Source organism: Caenimonas koreensis DSM 17982 (assembly GCF_009646335.1).
GTDB classification, from domain to species: domain Bacteria; phylum Pseudomonadota; class Gammaproteobacteria; order Burkholderiales; family Burkholderiaceae_C; genus Ramlibacter; species Ramlibacter koreensis.
On record NZ_WJBU01000007.1, the window covers coordinates 1 to 21,192 of the forward strand.

Annotated in this window: 15 protein-coding genes; all 15 read right to left on the reverse strand. The window is 64.8% G+C overall.

The genetic code is table 11. The features are described from left to right. Positions 1–653: 653 nt before the first annotated feature. The 15 genes from GHT07_RS08275 to GHT07_RS08345 all read right to left on the reverse strand — a co-directional run bounded on the left by GHT07_RS08275 (position 654) and on the right by GHT07_RS08345 (position 21,117). Entirely contained in the window at positions 654–1,043 is a 390-nt protein-coding gene (locus GHT07_RS08275) for a hypothetical protein (protein ID WP_153584619.1), read from the reverse strand. 77 nt (positions 1,044–1,120) lie between these two features. Beyond that, positions 1,121–1,576 (reverse strand): SMI1/KNR4 family protein, encoded by a 456-nt coding sequence (locus GHT07_RS08280; protein WP_194792882.1) that lies wholly within the window; start codon positions 1,574–1,576, stop codon positions 1,121–1,123. A gap of 732 nt (positions 1,577–2,308) precedes the next feature. Beyond that, positions 2,309–2,701: a RidA family protein gene (locus GHT07_RS08285; protein WP_153584621.1), complete on the reverse strand. Its 393-nt coding sequence runs from the start codon at positions 2,699–2,701 to the stop codon at positions 2,309–2,311. Positions 2,702–2,706: 5 nt separating this feature from the next. Beyond that, positions 2,707–3,849: a DSD1 family PLP-dependent enzyme gene (locus GHT07_RS08290; RefSeq protein ID WP_407646602.1), complete on the reverse strand. Its 1,143-nt coding sequence runs from the start codon at positions 3,847–3,849 to the stop codon at positions 2,707–2,709. Between the two features lie 19 nt (positions 3,850–3,868). Then, the gene (locus GHT07_RS08295) at positions 3,869–5,257 is read right to left on the reverse strand and encodes an efflux transporter outer membrane subunit (RefSeq protein ID WP_153584623.1); all 1,389 of its coding nucleotides are present in this window, start codon (positions 5,255–5,257) and stop codon (positions 3,869–3,871) included. Next, a complete protein-coding gene (locus tag GHT07_RS08300) occupies positions 5,254–8,496 on the reverse strand; it encodes an efflux RND transporter permease subunit (protein WP_153584624.1) in 3,243 nt (1,080 codons plus the stop codon). The genes GHT07_RS08295 and GHT07_RS08300 overlap by 4 nt, the downstream gene beginning before the upstream one ends. Next, positions 8,493–11,576 carry an efflux RND transporter permease subunit gene (locus GHT07_RS08305; protein ID WP_153584625.1) on the reverse strand — a complete coding sequence of 1,028 codons (3,084 nt, stop codon included), beginning with the start codon at positions 11,574–11,576 and terminating at the stop codon, positions 8,493–8,495. Before GHT07_RS08305 ends, GHT07_RS08300 begins: the two co-directional genes overlap by 4 nt. Then, positions 11,573–13,279: an efflux RND transporter periplasmic adaptor subunit gene (locus GHT07_RS08310; protein ID WP_153584626.1), complete on the reverse strand. Its 1,707-nt coding sequence runs from the start codon at positions 13,277–13,279 to the stop codon at positions 11,573–11,575. Before GHT07_RS08310 ends, GHT07_RS08305 begins: the two co-directional genes overlap by 4 nt. Before the next feature lie 139 nt (positions 13,280–13,418). Further along, positions 13,419–15,086 carry an alkaline phosphatase family protein gene (locus GHT07_RS08315; protein WP_153584627.1) on the reverse strand — a complete coding sequence of 556 codons (1,668 nt, stop codon included), beginning with the start codon at positions 15,084–15,086 and terminating at the stop codon, positions 13,419–13,421. 9 nt (positions 15,087–15,095) lie between these two features. After that, positions 15,096–15,533 carry a universal stress protein gene (locus GHT07_RS08320; protein ID WP_153584628.1) on the reverse strand — a complete coding sequence of 146 codons (438 nt, stop codon included), beginning with the start codon at positions 15,531–15,533 and terminating at the stop codon, positions 15,096–15,098. A 58-nt stretch (positions 15,534–15,591) separates the two neighbouring features. Continuing rightward, a complete protein-coding gene (locus GHT07_RS08325; protein WP_395686000.1) occupies positions 15,592–16,389 on the reverse strand; it encodes an ABC transporter ATP-binding protein in 798 nt (265 codons plus the stop codon). Then, on the reverse strand, positions 16,386–17,426 hold the full coding sequence (locus GHT07_RS08330) for a FecCD family ABC transporter permease (protein ID WP_153584629.1): 1,041 nt from the start codon (positions 17,424–17,426) through the stop codon (positions 16,386–16,388). The genes GHT07_RS08325 and GHT07_RS08330 overlap by 4 nt, the downstream gene beginning before the upstream one ends. Next, positions 17,423–18,322, reverse strand: a complete 900-nt coding sequence (locus GHT07_RS08335; protein WP_323740845.1) for an ABC transporter substrate-binding protein — start codon at positions 18,320–18,322, stop codon at positions 17,423–17,425. Before GHT07_RS08335 ends, GHT07_RS08330 begins: the two co-directional genes overlap by 4 nt. A 37-nt stretch (positions 18,323–18,359) precedes the next feature. Further along, a complete protein-coding gene (locus GHT07_RS08340; RefSeq protein ID WP_153584631.1) occupies positions 18,360–19,169 on the reverse strand; it encodes a cobalamin-binding protein in 810 nt (269 codons plus the stop codon). 4 nt (positions 19,170–19,173) lie between these two features. Next, positions 19,174–21,117: a TonB-dependent receptor gene (locus GHT07_RS08345; RefSeq protein ID WP_153584632.1), complete on the reverse strand. Its 1,944-nt coding sequence runs from the start codon at positions 21,115–21,117 to the stop codon at positions 19,174–19,176. Between the last annotated feature and the right edge of the window lie 75 nt (positions 21,118–21,192).

Genomic DNA, 21,192 nt, shown 5'->3' on the forward strand with positions numbered 1-21,192 from the left:
CGCAATTTCTTTCTTGCCCAAGATTGGCGCCAGGAATGCGGTGCACGTCGCATCTGCAGCTTCATCCAATAGAGGCTTGTCCTGGGCTCGCGAAACTGCGGGCAGAAGCAATGCACAAAGAACGACGAGTATTGACTTGTTCATGTTAGCCGTGGGCAAACAGTGAGGGATAACGTAAAAATGACCGGACCACGACGACTTGCGGCGAAGCCGCTTTGTGCTGTTGTGGGTCCGTGTCGATTGACAAGTTAAGCATGGACCGCCCCGAATGCTCCAAGCGCAAGACCAGTTAAATACGCCACTGAAGCAAAGAAGAGTGTGACAGCCTGATAGTTGCGGATCGTTGCGGTCGGCTGGTCGGTGCCTATCAAGAGCCACAGCAAGAGCGAAGCCGGTCTGTCGCGATCTGCACTTCCCGCGGCCAAACTACCAAATAGAAACGAAGCGCCTAGACCGAGCCAAAGTCCGTACTTAAGCCATTCAGTCGGAATAAGCCAAGGCGTAGTCCCACCCGCAATGAAAGCAGCGGCGATGATGAACCACGAATTTCGCTTGTTCATGTTTAACGTAAAGATGACCGGCGCACAGCAACTGCGGCGCGAGCCGCAGCCTGCTGCTGTGCGTCCGTGTCGATTGACAAGTTATGCAGCTGACTACCGGGCGAGAAATGTACTTGCAGCATCACCTCTGATTCCCCATGCAGTTAGGCGCCCGTCGGACTGACGGCAAGCGAGCACGTAGTCCTCGGCCTCGAAGTCGTAGAGCAGGAGATAGCTCTGGTCTTCTGCAACGACGAAAGCTCCGCGGACACCGATGAGACGATGCTCGGGTAACTGCAAGTCATCGCCCGACTCGTACTGAACAAAAAAGGGATCGACAACGAGTGTGGCCATTGCCTCAACTTCGTGCTCGACACGCTCTTTGCTCCATGCAGTGCCGAGCGTAGTGCCTGCCGGTGCTGGCTCGTATGTGACGGCGCAGCGCAGAAACTCGGACTCGACTTGGCGGCGTAAGTGCCGCAAATCCACTTCATGCTGCTGCATAACGTAAAGATGACCGGCGCACAGCAACTGCGGCGCGAGCCGTAGCCTGCTGCTGTGCGTCCGTGTCGATTGACATGTTATGCAGCCCACCGATATGGACGAAGCTGTATTGACTCAACCCAGTTCATAACTCTCCAGTCACGACGCTCGAGTTCTTCAAGAAATTCTCGAAAGTTCTGAGCCAGGAAAGCGTAACCCGGCTCCGACCTAGAAAAGAAAACGATGCGTTCATTGACCGGAAGGTAGCCATAGAAATTTCCCAGCGTGTCTTGGGCGAACAAGACGGCACTCTTTAGCTCGCCCTGCTCGACAACTGAAAACCATTCCGCACGGAAACTCAGGTCTTCGTCGATATCACCGAAACCCACCGTGGCCAACCATGACACCAAGGAAGCAGGCAGTGAAATGCCTAGCCTTGACTCAACCTCCGCGAGTTCCGGACCCGAGGCTTGCGCGTACTGTTTGAACAAGGGCCTTGAACCAATCCAGCCAGCACGGCGGTGCTCAAGAAGTCGATCTGCGATGTCACGCACGGCAAGCTGCATAACGTAGAAATGAGTGGCGACCGGGCTTAGGTGCGACCGAAGGGAGCGGACGCACCCGGGCGTCCATCTCGATTGTCCAGTTAGATTGCTTGCTCATAGCTTGGGAAATAGCGCGATGCCCAAGCATACGAGCGCCAGAACAAAGAGCGGCAAGAATAAGTACCACCCAACTCTGAGGCCCTCGCACAGCCGGATGAACGCGGCATCGGCAGTACGCCGATAGTCTCTGTGCTCCAAGAACTCTAAGACATGTCGGTCTCGCGACGTTCGCACTAAACCGAGCCACTCCGTTGGCGCACCCAATTGCTGCCAGAGTTCAGGGAAGCGGCGACGAAGCGTGAACGCCATGACAACAGTTCCAAGGGAGACAACTGTAAGCACAGCGAATGTCGCATAGACGAGGATGGTGGCGACGGTTTCCATGCAATCTAACGTAATGTCTCAAGCAAACCCGCACGATAAAACCGGCAGGTTCTCGCTTCACCTTGCGTCAAACCGCACGCAAGTCCTTGACCACCAAGCTGAATTCCCACGTCCCCACCCCTTCTGAATCGTTGCCTCAAAACTTTTATCACGCAGCCTAACGCATGCCGAATAAAACCGCTAAATATTCATCCGGTTTGCACGATAAAACCGCCTAGCTCCAGTGCTTTTCCAACTTATCCGGCACGCCACCGGTATAAATCTTGCGCCAAACCGGGCAACGCGGCTCACCCACTCTTAAGCCGCCACCACCCCCACCGCCTCCACCTCCACCCTGAACCCAAAGTGCAGCGGCCCCGTCGGCACCACTGCCCTCGCCGGCCGCGCCTCTGCGGCCCACAACGCATACACCGCATTGAACGCAGGCCAGTCGTCCAGGCTCGCCACGTACACGCGCACTTGCACTAACTGCGCAACGCTGCTGCCCGCGGCTTCCAGGGCCGCCCGCACGTTCGCCAGCACTTGCGCGGCCTGCTCCTCAAACGACGCATCAACCAGCTTCGTGCCATCAGGCTTGATCGGCAATTGGCCCGACACAAATACAAATCCATTGGCCACGCTCACGTGGCTGTAGTGCCCGCCCGGCTTGGCCATCGTGGGGGGATTGATGCGCGTCACTGTCGAAGTCATTCGTTTCACCAGCCGTAAAAGCGCGGCCACTCGGCCGCTTCACCCGCCGCCTGCAACGCCTGATATTGCGGAAACTGCGCTGCCGTCGCACATGCATGGTTGGGCAAGATGCGCAATTGCGTCCCCACCGGAAATCGCTTCGCCATGTCTTCTCGCGACCCATCCGCGGCTGACACGATGCCGTGCTCCTGGTTGGCACTGCTCATCACCACGCCTTCCAACACACGCCCCTGCGCGTCGCACACCTGGCCATAACCATAGTCGTGCTGCTGGCTCGCCGTGCCACGGTCGCGGCTCATCGCCATCCAGCCCGCATCCACAATCGCCCAGCCCTTCTCGCGCTGGTGGCCGATCACCGTGGTCAGCACGCTCAACGCAATGTCGTCGGGCTGGCACACACCGATGTTCGCCATCACCAAATCAAAAAACACATACACGCCGGCGCGCACTTCCGTCACGCCTTCCAGCTGCTGCGCCGCGAGCGCCGTGGGCGTCGAGCCCACACTCACCACCGCGCACGGCAAGCCGGCATCGCGCAGGCGCTGCGCCGCACGCACGCAGCCCGATCGCTCCTGCTCTGCCATCGCACGCAGTGCCTCTGGCGTGTTCAATGAATAGCTCTCGCCCGCATGCGTCATCACGCCGCCCAGCTGCATGCCGCCCTCGTGCAAGGCACGGCCCACGTCGATCAGCACAGCGTCTTCAGGCTTGACGCCCGAGCGGTGGCCGTCGGTATCAATCTCGATCCACACCTCAAACACTTCGCCATGCTCGCGCCCGAAGGCGGCGATGGCTGTGGCGCCTTCCACGCTGTCGGTGATGATTTTCAGGTCGCAGCCTTTGCGCCGCAGCGCCAGCGCTTGCGCCAGCTTCACGGGCGCCATGCCCACGGCATAAAGAATGTCGGTGATGCCCGCCGCGAAGAACTGCTCTGCTTCTTTCAGGGTCGATACGCAGATGCCGCTGGCGCCTGCGGCCACCTGCGCGCGCACGACTTCGATGCATTTCGACGTCTTCACGTGCGGGCGAAACTTCACGCCAAGCTCATTCATGCGCGTCTGCATGAGCGTGATGTTGCGCGCCATGCGCGCGGTGTCGATGAGGGCGGCGGGGGTTGAAAGGTGTTCGAGTGCGGTCATTGCCGCCATGCTAGCGCGAACGCACTGATCAAAGCCCGCGCCAGCCCCCGCCCATCGCCTGGATCAGCGCTACGGCGGCCACCTGCCTGTCCGACTGGGCGGCCACCAGCGCACGCCGTGCGCTCTGCGCCGTGACTTGCGCGCTCACCACCTCGGTGTAGCTCACCTGCCCCGCCAGGTAGCGATTGAGCACCTGCTGTTCCACCAGGCTCGCCGCCTGCGACGCTTGCTGCCGCAGCACCAGCTGCTGCTGCAGGATGCGCGAGGCGATGAGCTGGTCTTCCACCTCCTGGAAGGCAGACAGCACTGTCTGCCGGTACCGCGCTGCGGCTGACTCCAGCCCCGCACGCGCACTGTCCACCCGCGCACTTCGCGCGCCGCCATCAAAAAGCGCCTGCGCCAGCGACGCGCCAATCGACCATGCCAGTGCCGAGCTGCTGAACAGGTCGCCAATGCGCGCCGCGCCCTGCCCGGCCGAGGCTGACAAGCTGATGTTCGGGAAGTACGCCGCGCGCGCAATGCCGATCTGCTCGTTCGCCTGCTCCACGCGCCGTTCGGCAGCGGCAATGTCGGGCCGCCGCAGCAGCAGTGTCGATGGCACATCCACCGGCACATCAGGCACCTCGCCCTGCCACACGGGCCGCGCGGCAATGCTGAAGTTCGCGGGCGCGCGGCCCACCAGCACGGCAATCGCATGCTCGAGCGTGGCGCGTTGCCGCTCCAGCCCCAGCATGTCGGCACGCGCGTTGATCAGCTGCGTCTGCGATTGCAGCACGTCTGTCTTCGCAACAATGCCTGCGTTGTAGCGGTTGGTCGCGATGGTCTGCGAGCGTTCGTAGCCGGCAATCGTCTGCTTCTGCAATTCAATCTGCGAATCGAGCTGGCGCAGGTTGAAGTAGTTCAGCGCCAGTTCGCCCTGCGCCGACAGCTTGGCCGATTGCAGGTCGGCCAGGCTCGCCTGCTCGCCCGCGTTCGCCGCATTCACTGCCGTGCGCAAGCGGCCCCACACATCAGGCTCCCAGCCGCCACCCAGGCCCACCTGGAAGCGGTTGGCCGCAGGCCCGCCGCCACCGCCGCTGCGATTGGCACTCACGCTCAAATCCACCGTAGGGAACAGCGTGGCGCGCTGCTGCGCCGTGAGTGCGCGCGCCTGCGCATAAGCGGCCACGGCAACAGCAACGTTCTGGTTCGACACTTCGACTTGCGCGGCCAGCTCATTGAGCACCGGGTCCTGGAAGAGCTGCCACCACGGCCCGCGCTCCAGCATGTCTGCCGGCACGGCGCGCACCCACTCGCCCTGGCCTTCCTTGAATGCAGCGGGCGTCTCCACGGCTGGCCGTTGATAAACGGGGCCCACGGCGCAGCCGCCGATAGCGCCCGCCATCGCCACAGCCAAAATAGTTCTTTGCAGCTTCATACGTTTTGCATCTCCGGCGCGGCGTGCCGGCCCAATTGCCGCTCGAGCGGGCTGCGGCGGCGCAGTTTGTCCAGCAACAGGTAGATCACAGGTGTGGTCAGCAGCGTGATCACCTGGCTTGCGATCAGCCCACCAATGATCGCCACGCCCAGCGGCCTGCGCAACTCGGCAGCCTCACCGAAGCCGATGGCCAGTGGCAGCGCCCCCAGGCCCGCCGCCAGCGTCGTCATCAAGATCGGCCTGAAGCGCAGCAGGCATGCCTCACGCACCGCTTCAAGTGGCGAAAGCCCGCGCGAGCGCTCTGCCTCCAGCGCAAAGTCGATGATCAATATCGCGTTTTTCTTCACAATGCCGATCAGCAGAAAAAGCCCGATCAGCGCAATGATGGACAACTCCATGTTGAAAATCATCAACGCGAGTGCCGCGCCCACACCGGCCGATGGCAGTGTGGAAAGCACCGTGATCGGGTGCACCAGGCTCTCGTACAAAATGCCCAGCAAGATATAGATCACGACGATGGCCGCCAGGATCAGCATGGGCTGCTGTTGCTGCGAATCCTGCGCGGCGCGTGCCGTGCCCTGGAAGCTGCCGCGCACGTTGATGGGCATGCCGATCTCGGCCTCCGCGTCGCGCACAGCCTGCTGCCCGTCCTGCAGGTTGAAGCCTTCCGCGAGGTTGTACGACACGGTGGTCGCAAGCTCCGCGTCCTGGTGGTTCACCGCACTGGCCGTGGCGCGCTCGGAGAATTTGGCAATGGCCGACAGCGGCACCATCGTCGTCACCTTGCTGGCCACCGCCTGCCCGGTGGCCTGGTCACGCAGGCTCGGGTTGATGGCAGAGGCACTGGTGGTCGTCACCGTCACCGGCGTGGTGTTGACGGGCGTCACGGCGCTGCCTGGCGTGCCCCTGGCCGGCACATAAATATCGTTCAGCGCGCTCGGGCTCTTCGTGTAGCTGGGCGCCACGCCCATGATCACGCGGTACTGGTTCAACTCACCGTAAATCGTTGCCACCTGCCGCTGGCCAAAGCCGTTGTACAGCGCGTTGTCGATATCGCGTGAATTGATGCCCAGGCGCGATGCACTATTCTTGTCCACATCGACATACAGCTCCACGCCGTTTTCCTGCTGGTCGGTATCCACATCCACCAGCGCGGGCTGGCGCTTCATCGCCTCGGCCAGGCGGCTGGCCCATTTGCGCAAGTCGTCGATGTTGTCGCTCTTGAGCGTGTATTGGTAGGTGCTGTTCGACTGGCGCCCGCCCATGCGCACGTCCTGCACCGGGTTGAGGAACAGGCTCACGCCCGTGACGCGCGCCAGCTTGGGCCGCAGCCGCGCAATCACGGCCTGGCCCTTCTCCGCGCCCGCCACGCCGCGCTTGAGGTTCACAAACATGAAGCCGCCACCCGCCCGCCCACCACCAGTGAAGCCCACCACGTTTTCCACCGCCGGGTCATCGCGAATGATGTCCACCAGCTGCTTGAGTTTGTCCTGCATGGCCTGGAACGAGATGCTCTGGTCAGCGCGCACGCCGCCTTGAATCGCCCCCGTGTCCTGCTGCGGGAAGAAGCCCTTGGGGATCATCGTGAAGAGGTAGCCATTCATCGCCACCACCAGCAGGAAGATTGCGAGCACCAGCCAGCGCGCCGACAAGGCCCAGTCGAGCGAATATTCGTACGCGCGCTGTATGCGCACAAAGCCGCGCTCGAACCAGCGCGAGACGCGGCCTGGCTTCTTCTCGTGGCCCTTGGGGTCGAGCAGCCACGCGCACATCATCGGCGTGGTCGTGAGTGAAATCACCAGCGAAATCATCACTGCCGCCGAAAGCGTGACCGCAAACTCGCGGAACAGCCGGCCGACTTGCCCGCCCATGAACAGCAGCGGAATGAACACGGCCACCAGCGACAAGCTGATCGACAGCACCGTAAAGCCCACTTCACTCGCGCCCAGCAGCGCCGCCTTGAAGCGGTCCATGCCCGCCTCGATGTGGCGCGTGGTGTTCTCCAGCACCACGATCGCGTCGTCCACCACAAAGCCCGTCGCCACCGTGAGCGCCATCAGGCTCAGGTTATTGAGCGAAAAGCCCAGCAGGTACATCACGCCGAAGGTGCCGAGCAGCGACACGATGGTCGCTACCGCCGGGATGAACGTCGCACGGGCGCTGCGCAGGAACGCGCTCACCACCAGCACGACCAGCACGATGGCAATGCCCAGCGTGAGCTCCACTTCATGCAGCGACGAGCGGATGGAGTTCGTGCGGTCGGTTGCCACTTCGAGCTTGATGTCTTTGGGCAGTTGCTCCTGCAACTCGGGCAGCATTGCGCGCACGCTGTCCACGGTTTCAATCGCGTTCGCGCCGGGCTGCAGAGTAATCAGCACGACAACAGCTGGCGAGCCATTGAACAGGCCCAGCGTGTTGATGTTCTCGACGCTGTCGCTCACCTCGGCCAAATCGGTCAGGCGAATGGCTGCGTCATTGCGCCACGCGACCACCAGGTTGCGATAGTCCGACGCCATGGGCCGCCGCACGGAGTTCGGCCCTGTGCCGGTGTAGATCTGTAGCTGCCGCCCCGCTCCTTCAATCGTGCCCTTGGGCCGGTTCGGGCTGCTCGCCTGCAAGGCGGCGCGTATGTCTTCCGTGCTCACGCCGTAGCGGCTGAGCGCAAACGGCATCAGGTCCACACGCACGGCCGGCAGCGACCCGCCGCCCAGCTCCACATCGCCCACGCCCGGCACTTGCGACACGCGCTGCTGGATGATGTTCGAGACCGAGTCGTAGATCTGCCCCGCAGAGCGCGTGGGCGATGTCAGCGCCAGGATCAGCACGGGCGATGCCGACGGATTGGCTTTGCGATACGTGGGGTTGCTGCGCAAGCTCGACGGTAGGTCGGCGCGCGACGCATTGATGGCCGCCTGCACTTCGCGCGCGGCTGAATCGATCTTGCGATTCAGGTCGAACTGCAGGCTGATGCGGGTGGAGCCAACGCCGCTGCTCGACGTCATTTCGTTCACGCCCGCAATCACGCCCAGACGGCGCTCCAGCGGTGTGGCAACGCTCGTTGCCATCGTGTCGGGCGACGCACCCGCCATGGATGCGCTGACGGAGATCACGGGGTAGTCGATCTGCGGCAGCGGCGCCACGGGCAACACGAAGAACGCGCCTATGCCCGACAGCGCCAGGCCCAGTGTGAGCAACACTGTGGCAACGGGGCGGCGGACGAAGGGCTGGGAGAGGTTCATGCGCTCGCCTTCCTTCCCCACTTCCGCGCCAGCGAATCAAACCCCAGATAAATCACCGGCGTCGTAAACAGCGTCAGCAGCTGGCTCACGATCAACCCGCCAAAAATCGCCAGCCCCAGCGGCCTTCTCAATTCCGCCCCATCGCCCCACCCGAACATCAGCGGCACAGCCGCAAACAGCGCGGCCAGCGTCGTCATCAAAATCGGCCGGAAGCGCAGCAGCGCCGCCTGGTGAATCGCCTCGCGCGGCGGCTTGCCTTCCACACGCTCGGCCTCAATCGCAAAGTCGATCATCATGATCGCGTTCTTCTTCACGATGCCGATCAGCAAGATGATGCCGATGATGCCGATCACACCCAGGTCATTGCCCGTCACCATCAACGCCAGCAGCGCGCCCACGCCCGCAGAAGGCAGCGTCGAGAGAATCGTCAGCGGATGGATGTAGCTTTCATAAAGCACACCCAGCACGATGTACACGCAGATCACCGCCGCCAGGATCAGCCACAGCTGGTTCGACAGTGACGACTCGTAAGCGCCCGATGCGCCCAGGAAAGTCATCGTCACGCTTGAAGGCAGATTGATCTCTTTCGCTGCATCGCGAATCGAATCAACCGCTGTGCCCAGCGACACACCCGGCGCGGTGTCGAAGCCCACCGTCGTCGCCGGGTACTGCGACACGTGCGTGATCTGCAGCGGCGCACGCACTTCAGTGATCTTCGCCACGGCGGAGAGCGGCGTCGGGTCGCCCGACGATGTTTTCAGCTGCACCATGCCCAGCGATGCAGGCGTGGCGGCGCTGTCAGGCCGGGCTTCGAGAATCACGCGGTATTGGTTGGTCTGCGTGAAGATGGTCGAGACGATGCGCTGGCCGAAGGCGCTGTAGAGCGCTTCATCAATCGCCGAGGCGGAGATATTCAGCCGCGCCGCCGTGTCGCGGTCGATCTCCACATACACAGCCGCGCCGGTAGCTTCAGCATCAGTCGTCGGGTTGCGCACCTTGTCGTTGCTGCGCAGCTGCTGCACGAGCTTGCTGGCCCACTCCGTCACCGTGGCGTTGTCCGCGCCTTCAATGGACAAACGATATTGCGTCGGCCCCGTCTCAGCGTCGATCGTCAAGTCCTGCGTGGGCTGAAGGTACAGCGTGATGCCGGGCACACGCTGCGCACGGCTGCGCAGCCTGTCCATCAATTCGTCCTGCTGCGTGTGGTCCTTCTTCAGGTTGATCAGCATGCGGCCGGTGTGCAGCATGGTGTTGTTGGCTGCGTCCACGCCCACGATGCTCGACAGCGTTTCGACGTCAGGGTCTTCCATGATCAGCCGCGCGACTTCCTGCTGCATCTTCGCCATCTCGGTGTAAGACGCCGATTGCGATGCTTCCACCCGCGCCTGCAACTGGCCCGTGTCCTGCGTGGGGAACAAGCCCTTGGGGATGAAGATGTAGAGCAGCACCGTGAGCGCGAGCGTGAGGAAAGCAACCAGCAACGTGAGGCCTTGCCGCTCCAGCACCCACGTGAGCGCGACGTCATACCGGTCAACCACGCGATCGAACCCACGCTGGATTTTTCCGCCCAGGCCCTTTTCGCCACCCGGGTGCGCCGTGAGCCAGCGCGCCGACATCATCGGCACCAGCGTGAGCGACACCACCGCCGAAATCAGGATCGTGATCGCCAGCGTCACGGCGAATTCGCGGAACAGCCGCCCCACCACATCGCCCATGAACAGCAGCGGAATGAGCACGGCAATCAGCGACACCGTCAGCGAAATGATCGTGAAGCCGATCTCGCTTGCGCCCTGCAGCGCCGCCTCCATCGGCGGCTGCCCATCTTCGATGTGGCGCGAGATGTTCTCGATCATCACGATCGCGTCGTCCACCACGAAGCCCGTCGCAATCGTGAGCGACATGAGGCTCAGGTTGTTCAGGCTGTAGCCCAGCATGTACATCACGCCGCAGGTGCCAATGAGCGATATCGGCACGGCCAGGCTTGCTATGAGCGTCGCACGCGGGCTGTGCAGGAAGAAGAAGATCACCAGCACCACGAGCACCACGGCCAGCACCAGCTCGATCTGCACATGGTTCACCGAGCCGCGGATGCCCTTGGTGCGGTCGCTCAGCACATCGACCTTCATTGATGCGGGCAGGCCCGCCGTGAGTTCAGGCAGGCGGGCCTTGATGGCGTCCACCGTGGCAATCACGTTCGCGCCGGGCTGGCGCTGCACGTCGAGAATGATCGCGGGCTTGATCTGGCCATCCACCACGGCCCACGCGCCGAGCTTCACGTTCTCTGCGCTCTCCACGGCCTTGGCAACGTCAGTGAGACGTACCGGCGCACCATTGCGAAAAGCGATGACGAGGTTCTGGTAATCCGCTGCCGCAACGAGCTGGTCATTCGCGTTGATCGTGTAGGCGCGCGTGGCGCCGTCGATGCTGCCTTTGGCGCCATTGGCGTTCGCGGCCGTGATTGCCGTGCGAACGTTGTCGAGCGTGAGCCCGTACGACGCCAGCGCGCGCGTATCGACCTGGATGCGCACGGCCGGCCGCTGCCCGCCTGCGAGCGTCACAAGCCCCACACCGGCCACCTGGCTGATCTTCAGCGCGAGCCGCGTGTTGACGATGTTCTGCACCTCAGTGAGCGGCAGCGTGTCTGACGTGATCGCCATCGTGAGCACGGGTGCGTCGGCCGGGTTGACCTTGGCGTACACCGGCGGCGCGGGCAAATCCGCTGGCAGCAGCGAGCCGCCCGCGTTGATGGCCGCCTGCACCTGCTGCTCAGCCACGTCGAGCGCGAGGCCCAGGCCGAACTGCAGCGTGACGATGGAGACGCCCGCCGCACTCGTCGATGCCATGCGCGACAAGCCCGGCATCTGGCCGAACTGCCGCTCCAGCGGCGCCGTCACGGTTTGCGCCATCACCTCCGGGCTTGCGCCGGGGTAGAGCGTCTGCACCTGTATGGTCGGGTAGTCCACCTGCGGCAGCGCCGACAGCGGCATGAACCTGAAGCCCACCATGCCGGCCAGCACGATCGCCAGCATCAGCAGCGACGTGGCAACTGGCCGCAGGATGAAGGGGCGCGACGGGCTCATTGCTGCTGGCTGCGCCGCTGCTTCATCTGCTGCCAGCGTGCCAGCGCTTCAGGGTCGCCCTTGTCGATCTTCTCAAGAAAGCCTTTGCGGCGGGCCAGGGCTTCAGGATCGTCTTTGACGGAGTCGAGAAAGCGCGCGCGCTGCTCGGGGGTGGGCTTGTCGGCCGCGCTGCCGGCACCACCGGCAGGCGCACCACCAGCGCCGCCACCAGCACCGGAAGGCCCGGTCGGCGCTGCAGGCGACGCATCGGCGGGCCCGCCCTCGGCGCTGCGACGGCGGCGCGCGCCCTGCTCGCCCGATGCCCCCCCTGCTGCGGGTGCAGCGCCAGTGTCTGCGCCAGCAGCCGCGGCGCCTCCGCCGGCACCTCCGCCGGCACCGCCGCCGAATCCTCCACCGCCACCGCCACCCGCGCCACGTGCACTCCCGGCCTCGCCCGGCAGGATCACGCGCGAGCCATCGCGCAGCCTGTCCGCGCCTTCGGTGATCACGCGTTCGCCCGCCTGTAAGCCGCTCGCGATCTGGATCTTGTCGGTCACCGCCACGCCAGCTTTCACGGGCCGCTGCGACACCGTGCGCTCTTGCGCCTTCAGCACAAACACAAAGTCGCCGGCAGCACCATGTCGCAGTGCAGACACGGGGATGACCACTGCGTCCTTGATGGTGCGCACATTGAGCTGCACGTTCACGAACTGGCTCGGGAACATCGTGAGCCTGGTGTTGTTGAACCGCGCTTTTGCACGCACGGTGCCGGTCTGCGTGTCGATCTGGTTGTCGAGCGAGGCAAAGGTGCCCACATCGAGCACGTTCGTTCGCGTGCGGTCGAAGGCTTTCGCCTCCATGAAGGCGCCCGCGTTCTGCTGCAGCGACACGGCCTGGTCCTGCGGAATCGCAAACTCCACATCAATCGGCGAGACCTGGGTGATGAGCGCGACGCCATTCGCATCGCCGGTGTTGATCACATTGCCGACATCGACGGTGCGCAAGCCCACGCGGCCGGCCACTGGCGCCACGATGCGCGTGTAGCTCAGGTTCAGCTTCGCCGTGCCTTCATTCGCTTTGGAGATGACGAGCGCCGCTTCGAGCTGCTTGACCAACGCCTCCTGCGTGTCGACTTCCTGCCGCGCGATCGAATCCTGCTTGAGCAGCGTGCGATAGCGCTCGAGCGTCACGCGCGCTGCCTGCAGCGATGCCTCGTCACGCAAACGCTGGCCCGTTGCCTGTTGCACGGCCAGCTCGAACATGCGCGCGTCGATCACGGCCAGCAACTCGCCCTTGCGAACCGTCTGCCCTTCCTTGAACAGAATCTGCTGCAGCACGCCACTGACTTGCGGCCGCACACGCACCGTGGCTTGCGGCACGACGGTTCCCAGGGCGTCGATGATGATCGGAATGTCGGCACGTTCTGCAGTCGCGACACCGACCGTCGTGGCGCCGCGGCCACCAGGCCCGCCGGGGCCACCTGGCCTGGCGCCGCCAGGGCCACCAGGCCCGCTCGCACCCGGACGCGCACTGCCCGAGGCTGCCGTCGCAGCCGCAAACACAGACGTCTGCGGATGCGTCAGGTCCCACGCGAGCCAGCCCAGTGCGCCCACCACGATCACGGCGATCACGCTGCCGATGACAGTGGCACGACGCGTGATTCGGGGCCGGGGGCGCTCAAGGGGCGCGGGAAGGTTGCGGGCGTCGGGCTGCTGTTGTTCCATCACTGTCCTTGTTCTGACTGGCGCACGCGCAGTCGGCAGAGTGTGATGCTAACGTCGGCGCCCAGCCATCGGCATGCCGCGCGATGCCCCGTAGGTAAAGTCCTGCAAAGTCAGTGGAAGGCCACTGGCGGGACGCGCGTCAAGGTGCGGTCAAAGGCAGCAGCTTGCCCTGCGACCCGGCCGGCGCAGGCACGCCAAGCAGGTGCGCGAGCGTCGGCGCTATGTCCGTCACTTCCACCTTCGTGTCGATGCGCCCTGGCCTCACCCACTTCGGCCCGTACACCAGGAGAGGCACGTGCGTGTCGTACTCGTGCGGCGACCCGTGGGTGGAGGCAGAGCTGGAATTGAACATGTAGTTGGCCTTGAGCGTGAACTGCACTTCGCCCGACACATCGGGGTGCCACGACTTGCGCGAGGCTTCAAAGTACCGCGCGCCCGCCCTGCTGCCGGACAGCAACTCCTTGCGTGTGTACGCCGTCTCGAAGCCTGGCTCCAGCAACAGCAGCCTGCGTGCTTCTTCGGCGACAGCGTCCAGGTCAACGCCCTTTTGCGCAATGAGCGGCTTGTCGAGCAGGAGTGACGCCGCCGAATAGCCCATCACCCACTTGCCCTCGCCGAACTTCTGCGCCAGGCCCGCGTTGATGCGCGCAAGTGCCTGCGCCGAATTGATCTTGCCCGCGTCGATGCCCTTCGTCTTGCTGTACTCAGGCGCCGGCATGAAGCCGTGGTCTGCCGTCAGCACTGCGACCCAGTTGTCCTTGCCGACGCGCGTGTCCAGGTCTCGAAAGAAGCCTTGCAGCAGGCGATCGAGCTGCAGGAAGTGATCGTGCGACAGGCGCGACTCGGCGCTGAACGCGTGATTCACATAGTCGTGCCCCGAAAGGCTCACCGAAAGGATGTCTGGTGCGTCGTCGCGACCGAGCTTCTCGCCTTCGACAGCGGCCAGCGCGAATTCGAGGTCAAGTGCGTCGCCATACGGGCCGCGCAAGAGCGCGCTGTAGAAAGCGGGCCCCGGCGCGTCGTCCTGCGGCACGCCCATCATCATCGGCAGCCTGGCGTCGCGCGTTGCGAACCACGGCTGCTCATCCGGGATGGAGCGCGCGTATGCGTCTTCAGCCAGCATGGGCCGCCAGAACTGCTTGAAGAAGCGGTCCGCCGGCTTGGCAGCATTGAATTCATTGACCCAGGCCGGGTGCTGCTTCATGTAGTACGTGCTGGAGGCAAACGTGCCGTCATCGCTCATGTACATGTAGGCGGTGCCGGTCTTGCCCGCGGGCAGGATCGCGCCGCGGTCTTTGCCCGAGATGCCGATCACAACCGATCGCGGGTCGGCGCGGCGCAGCACATCGCCCACGGTTTCGACCTTCAGGTTCTTCGGGCTGGTGCCGTCGAGCGCCCTCGTCTTGTGGCCGATATAGGTGGCGGATGTGTCGCCGGTGTTGTACACCTCGCGGCCGGTGGCCGGGTCCCGCCACTCGTTGCCGATGATGCCGGTTCGCTCGGGGCTGGCGCCGGTGAGCATCAACGCATGGCCTGCTGCCGTCACGGTGAACGCGTGCGAATAGTGCGCCTGCGAAAACCACGCGCCGCGCTCCAGGAAGCGCGCAAAGCCGTCGGGCTGCAGCTGGTCGCGATAGGCCAGCACCTGGCGCTGCGGCAGGCCGTCCACCACCAGGAACACGAGCAGTTTAGGTTTGCCTGCAGGGCCGGCGGCTGAGGGATCTGTTCCGGCGGTGGGGCTGGCGCAGGCAGACAGGAGCGCCGCGGCCAGCGCGGCAACGAGTGCAATTCGACGGGTAGGCTGCATGCTTGGGCCTCAGGAGGTGATCACAACCAGTACGCTGCAAGGCGAGTGTTCGATCAGCGCGCCGGAGATCGAGCCGCGCCACCAGCGCGCCGCCCAGCTGTCGAGGTGCTTGTGGCCCACGATGACGAGGTTCGCGTCGATCTTGCGCGCGTACTTGGTGATTTCGTCAATCGCTTCGCCCACCACAACTTCACCCTGCGCTGCGTAGCCCGCATTCGACAGGCGCTTCAAGCCGTCTTCGAGCACGGCCTCGTGCTTCTTCTTCTCGCGCTCTTCCAGCTCCATGTCGTACACGCCGCCTTCCAGGCCGACAAAACTCATGGCAGACGGCATCACGGCAACGAGGAACAGCTCTGACGAGCTCCAGTGCGCCAGGTCCTGGCAGTCAAGCAAGGCTTTCTGGCCTGCGTCGGAGCCGTCGTAAGCCAGCAGGATTCGTTTGTACATGGCGTCGGTCCCGTCTCGTTGTAAATGGGCGCAAGCATAGACGCAACGTCAGGCGTTGTCATGACTTCGGCAGCGCCACCCACTGCCCCGCAAGCGCATGAATGGCAATGCGGCTGGCAAACACTGATTCGACAGCGCGATGCGTCCGCGGGTCAGCGCACGCGCCGTGGTGCACAACAAGTCCGGCGTCCATCACGGCCATCTCATCCGCGTGCAGCGCCATCGTGATCTCATGCAGCACGCTGATGGCGGTGCCCCCACGCGCCACGTGCCCGCGCACGATGCGCAGCCAGTCCGCCTGGTGCGGCGGATCGAGGTTGGCGACCGGCTCATCCATCACCAGCAGCGGCGCCTGCACGGCCAGCGCACGCGCGAGCAGCACGCGTTGCCGCTCACCACCAGAGAGCTCGCCGAGCGGGCGATGCTGCCAGTCGATGCACTGCGTCTCGTGCATGGCGGCATCCACCGCTGCGTGGTCGGCCGCAGAAGGCCCGCCCATCCACGACTGGTGCGGCAGGCGGCCGAGCATGACCACGTCGCGAGCCAGCAAGTCTTGTGCGCCTGCCTCGTTCTGGCCGAGCCACGCCAGCTTTTGCGCGCGCTCGCGATGGAGCCATGCCGCCGCGTCGCGGCCGAGCAGCGCGATCGACCCGCTGTAGGGCACCAGCTGCGCGAGCGCCTTCAGCAGTGTGGTCTTGCCGGCGCCATTCGGCCCCACGATCGAGAGCCACTTGCCTGCAGGCACGTCCAGGTCGATGCCGCGCAGAACTTCACGTGGCGGCGCGCCTGAAGCACGGCGCGAGCCGAGGGTCACCCGCAGCGCGCGCGTGCTCAGGACTGAAGCGGCGGCAGTCACAGCGGCCTCCGGTGCATCAACCACACGAGATAGCCGCCGCCAAGCACCGCCGTGAGCACACCCACTGGCAGCTCTTGTGGTGCGAGCAGCCAGCGCGACAACACGTCGGCAGCGAGCAGCAGCACGCCGCCCGTCAGTGCCGAAAGCGGCAGCAGCCAGCGATGCGTGGGCTTGATCCACGTGCGCACGATGTGCGGCGCGACGAGGCCGACGAAGGCGATCAGCCCCACCTGTGCGACTGCTGCGGCCGTGCCCAACGCCATGAGTGCAATCAGTGCCATGCGCACGGGCGCAAGCCGTATGCCCAGGCTGGCCGCCGTCGTCTCGCCCAGCGACAGCGCGTCGAGCGCCGGGCTGAAGAGGACTGAAGCGGCCAGGCAAAGCACCAGCACCACAGCCAGCAGCTGAACGCTCGCCCAGCCCAGGAAGCCGGTGGTGCCCAGCATGAACACCTGCACCGTGAGCATCACTTCAGGCATGCGGAACATCACCAGCGCCGACAACGCGCCGCACACCATGCCCACGACAACGCCGGCCAGCAGCAACCGCAAGGTGTGTTGCACGCCGCGCGCCAGCCCGAGCGTGATGAGCACGGCCATCAGCGCGCCGGCAAATCCAGCGCCCGTCAAGCCCAGCCGCGCGCCCCAGCCAGCAGCAGCCATGGGTGAGGCACCCGCCAGCACGAGCAACACCGAAACGCCCAGCGACGCGCCGGTGGCGCTGCCAAGCAGATACGGATCGGCCAGCGGGTTGCGAAAGAGCCCTTGGGCCACTGCGCCACACAACCCGAGCAATGCGCCTGCCAGCCAGGCGCCGAGCGTGCGCGGCATGCGGATGTCCCACAGGACAGCCGAGCTTGCGGCGCCGCCATCGGACCACAGCGGCTCCCAGCCGGTGCTGCCCACTGCCGCACCTGCCGCCGCCAACAGCAGCGTCGCGACAAGCAAGGCGAGTGCGAGTGCGCCGGCGCTGTGCACGGCGCGCTGGTGTATTGCGGCCTTCTGTACAGCGGCAGTGTGTGACCCCTGCCCCGTCATCGCGCGCCGCCCTTGGTGCTCACCAGGCAAAGCGCCAGCGACCGCGCGGCTTCGTCCAGCCGCGGGCCGGGCCGCGCGATGACGTCGCCCTGCTGCTGCGTCAGCGCGCAGACTCGGCCCTCACGGATGGCGCGCAGGCGGCTCCAGCCGGGCCGGCTGGCCAGCGACGCCGCATCGCGCTGCGAAATGATGATGACTTGCGGATCGGCCCGCACGACGAGCTCGGGGTTGATCTTGGGCACGCTTCCCAGCTCGCCCGCCACGATGTTCCTGGCGCCCAGGCGCGCGAGCAGCTCGCCGATATGCGACGACGCGCTCGCGGCATAGGGGCCGGTGGCGACTTCGAAGTACACCGTCGCGCCTTGCGCGCTGGCAGGCACGCCCCGGGCCGCATCGCCGATGCCGCGGTCGACCCGCGCCGAGATCGTTGCCGCCGCAGCCGGGCTCACGCCCAGCAGCTGGCCAACTTTGCCCAGCGCGCGATGCACGTCGGCCATCGTCTTCAGGTCAACGCCAAAGACGGGCACGCGCAGGCTCTCCAGCCGCGTCAGGGCGCGCGAGGTGGACGACAGCAGCACGAGATCGGGCTGGAGCGACACGATGGTTTCAATGCTGGCGTCGTCCACACCGCCGACGTGCGGCAAGCGGCGCACACCATCGGGCCAGTTGCTGAACGAATCGACGCCCACGAGCCGCTGGCATGCGCCGAGTTCGCAGACGGTTTCTGTCAGGGACGGCAGGAGCGTGACGATGCGTTGGGGCGGCTGGGTGAGCGTGATGGCAACGCCGCGGTCGTCGGTGACGGTGGTGGTGGCGCTGGCGGTGAAGGTGGCGAGAAGAAGGAGTGTGAAGAGGACTGCAGCGACAAGGGCATTGCCTGCGCTGCTTGCCCCCACCCCTGCCCTCCCCCAGAGGGGGAGGGAGTAAGACACGTCAGTCATGATGTTGACTCCACGCCATCACGATGCGGTGCAGTTGTTCGACGCCATCGGTCAACGCAGCCGGGCCTGGCTGCAGGATGTCGGCGGACTTGATCTCGAAGAGCTGTTCGTCGCGCACCGCATTGACCTGGGCCCAGCCCGGCCGCGCCGCCACCTTCGCGGCACGAAATTTCTTGCCGCACCATGAGCCGATGATGATGTCGGGGTTGCGTGCCACGATCTCGTCACCACTCGCGATGATGCGGTCGCGGCCCATTGGCATCAACGCGAGTTCGGCAAAGCAATCGTCGCCGCCTGCGATGGTGAGCAACTGCGACACCCAGCGGATGCAGCTGATGTGCGGCTCGTCCCACTCCTCGAAAAATACGCGGGGCCGGCGCTTCAAGACGCTGGCCTGCGCCGCAATTTCATCGAGGCGCCGGCGCATTGCGTCGAGCAGGGCTTCGCCCTTTGCGGCCTCGCCCACCATGGCCGCCACCTGGTACAGCATCCCGAAAATCTCCGCGATGCTGCGCTGGTTGAAGATGGTGACCTGCACGCCCTTTCGCACCAGCTCAGCCGCGATGTCGGCCTGCAAGTCCGAAAAGCCGAACACGCAGTCCGGCTGCAGCGCCAGGATCCTGTCGATCTTTGCGGACAGGAACGCGCTGACCTTGGGCTTCTCGTCACGCGCACGGCGCGGGCGCACCGTGTAGCCGGAGATCCCCACGATCCGCGCTTGCTGGCCGAGCAGGTAGAGCCACTCGGTCGTCTCCTCCGTGAGGCAGACGATGCGCTGCGGGCCGCGGGGGTAGTTCGTCATCCAGTCAGAACGAAGCGCGGATGGACGCCTTGAATGCGCGCCCCGCTTCGGGGTAGATCGACTCGGTCGTGCCGGCCACGCAGCCGAACGCCTGCGTGTAGTACTTCTTGTCGAAGAGGTTCGTCACGCCCAACGCGGCCTCGACGAAGCGGCCCGTCCACGCATAGCGCACGTCCGCCGTGGCATAAGCGGGCATCGAGCACTTGTTGTCGAAGTCCGGGCGCTGCGACGACACCCAGTTCACGCCGCCTGTCACGCGGTGGCCGGCAGCGGGCTTCCAGTCGGCGCGCACAGCCAGCGTTCGGTGCGGCACGAGCGGCACATCCTTGCCTGCATAGGGGCCGCTGCGGAATGTTGCTTCACGAAGGGCGGCGTTGACGCGAAGGTCGAGCGAGCCCGTCAACGCATGACTCGTGTCGATCTCCAGGCCCTGCCTGTGGGTCGGGTCGAAGTTCACGTTCGCGCCAGGAAAGAAGTTCGCGGCATTCGGGTCGTAGCCGATCTCGTGGGTCAAGCGGCTCGAATACACGCGCGCGTCGACCTTGCCGCCGGTGTACGCCCAGCGCGCGCCCAACTCTGCATCGCGCGAGACCTGCGGCAACAAGCTGGCGCCCAGCGACGTGAAACTGAACTCATCGGCGTTCGCGAGCCGGAAGCTGCGGCCTACTCGCGCGTAAGCCGTCAGCGTGCTGCTGACCGGCTGGCTCGCGCCCAGCTCCCATGCGTTCATGCGGTCGTTGATGCCCGAGGCGGCGCTGGTGTTGTCCTTGACGATGCGCTCGGTGCGCAGACCCGCACTGATGCGCGTGCCGCCGGCCAGCGTGATGTCGTCCTTCGCATAAAGGGCGCGCGACGACTGTGTGGCCGTTGAGCCAAAGGCGCCGAGCACGTCGCGCGTCCAGCGCTCGTGGCTCGCACCCAGCACGAGCACGTTCACCGCGCCGCCCAGCTTCGCTTCATGGCGCGCGTTGAGGCTGTAGTTGGTGGAGGCAACGTCGTAGTCATACACAAAGCCGCTGTTCACGCTGCGAAGGCGCTTGTCACGTGTGCCTGCATCACCCGTGACCTGCCAGCTGCCCAGCTCGGCCTTGACGAAAACGCCGACGCGCTGGTTGCGGATGCTCGCGTCATCCGCCGGCTTGCTGCTCTGGCGTGGATTGGCCGCGTACTGCGCCGCGCTCAAGGCACCGGGCAGTTGCACGGACAAGTCGTCGTGCGCGCCGCGAACGCCCAGGCGCAGCCAGTCGTTGGACCATTGGCCCGTTGCAGAAATCGAATCAAGATCTGACGCGAAGCGGTCGCGGTAGTTGTCTGCCTTCTGCTTTTGAGCCGAAGCGTCGAGCGAGAAGCCGCCACCTTGCACCGCCACATTGCCGCGCAGTTCACGCAGCCCGTAGCTGCCTGCTGCGCCATAAACAGACGCCTTGTTGGGCCGCGTCTTGCCTGCGCCGGCCTTGGTGGTGATGACGATCACGCCGCCCGTCGCGCCTTCGCCGTAGAGCACCGCGCCGCTGCCGCGTATCACTTCGATGCGCTCGATCGATTCAATGGGGATGCCCGCCAGCCGCGTGCCGCCCAGGTCAGCCTCACTCAGGCGCAGGCCATCGACGATCACGACCTGGTTGTTGTCTGCGGTGCCGCCGAAGCCGCGCAGGTCGAGCACATATTCGCCGCCGCCGAAAAAGTCCTGGCGGCCTGCAATGCCGAGCACGCGCATCAGAGCTTCATTGACGGTGGACGCGCCCGAGGCGCTGATGTCGTCCGCTGTGACGACACTCACGCCGAACGGCAGCGCCTGCGCCACTTCGGCAAAGCGAGTCGCAGTGACGGTGGTGAGTGGCAGCGTGTACGACTGGGCGGATGCGATGGGAGAAAGGGTGACGGTGCAAGTCGCGACGAGCGAAAGCACCAGCGCCGAAGGGCGCGCGGGGGGAGCTGAAACATTCATGATGAAGACCGGACAAAAAAACCCGTGCCTGCTTCCCCGCAGGCCATATGGGCGTCACGGCTGCACGACTTTCCA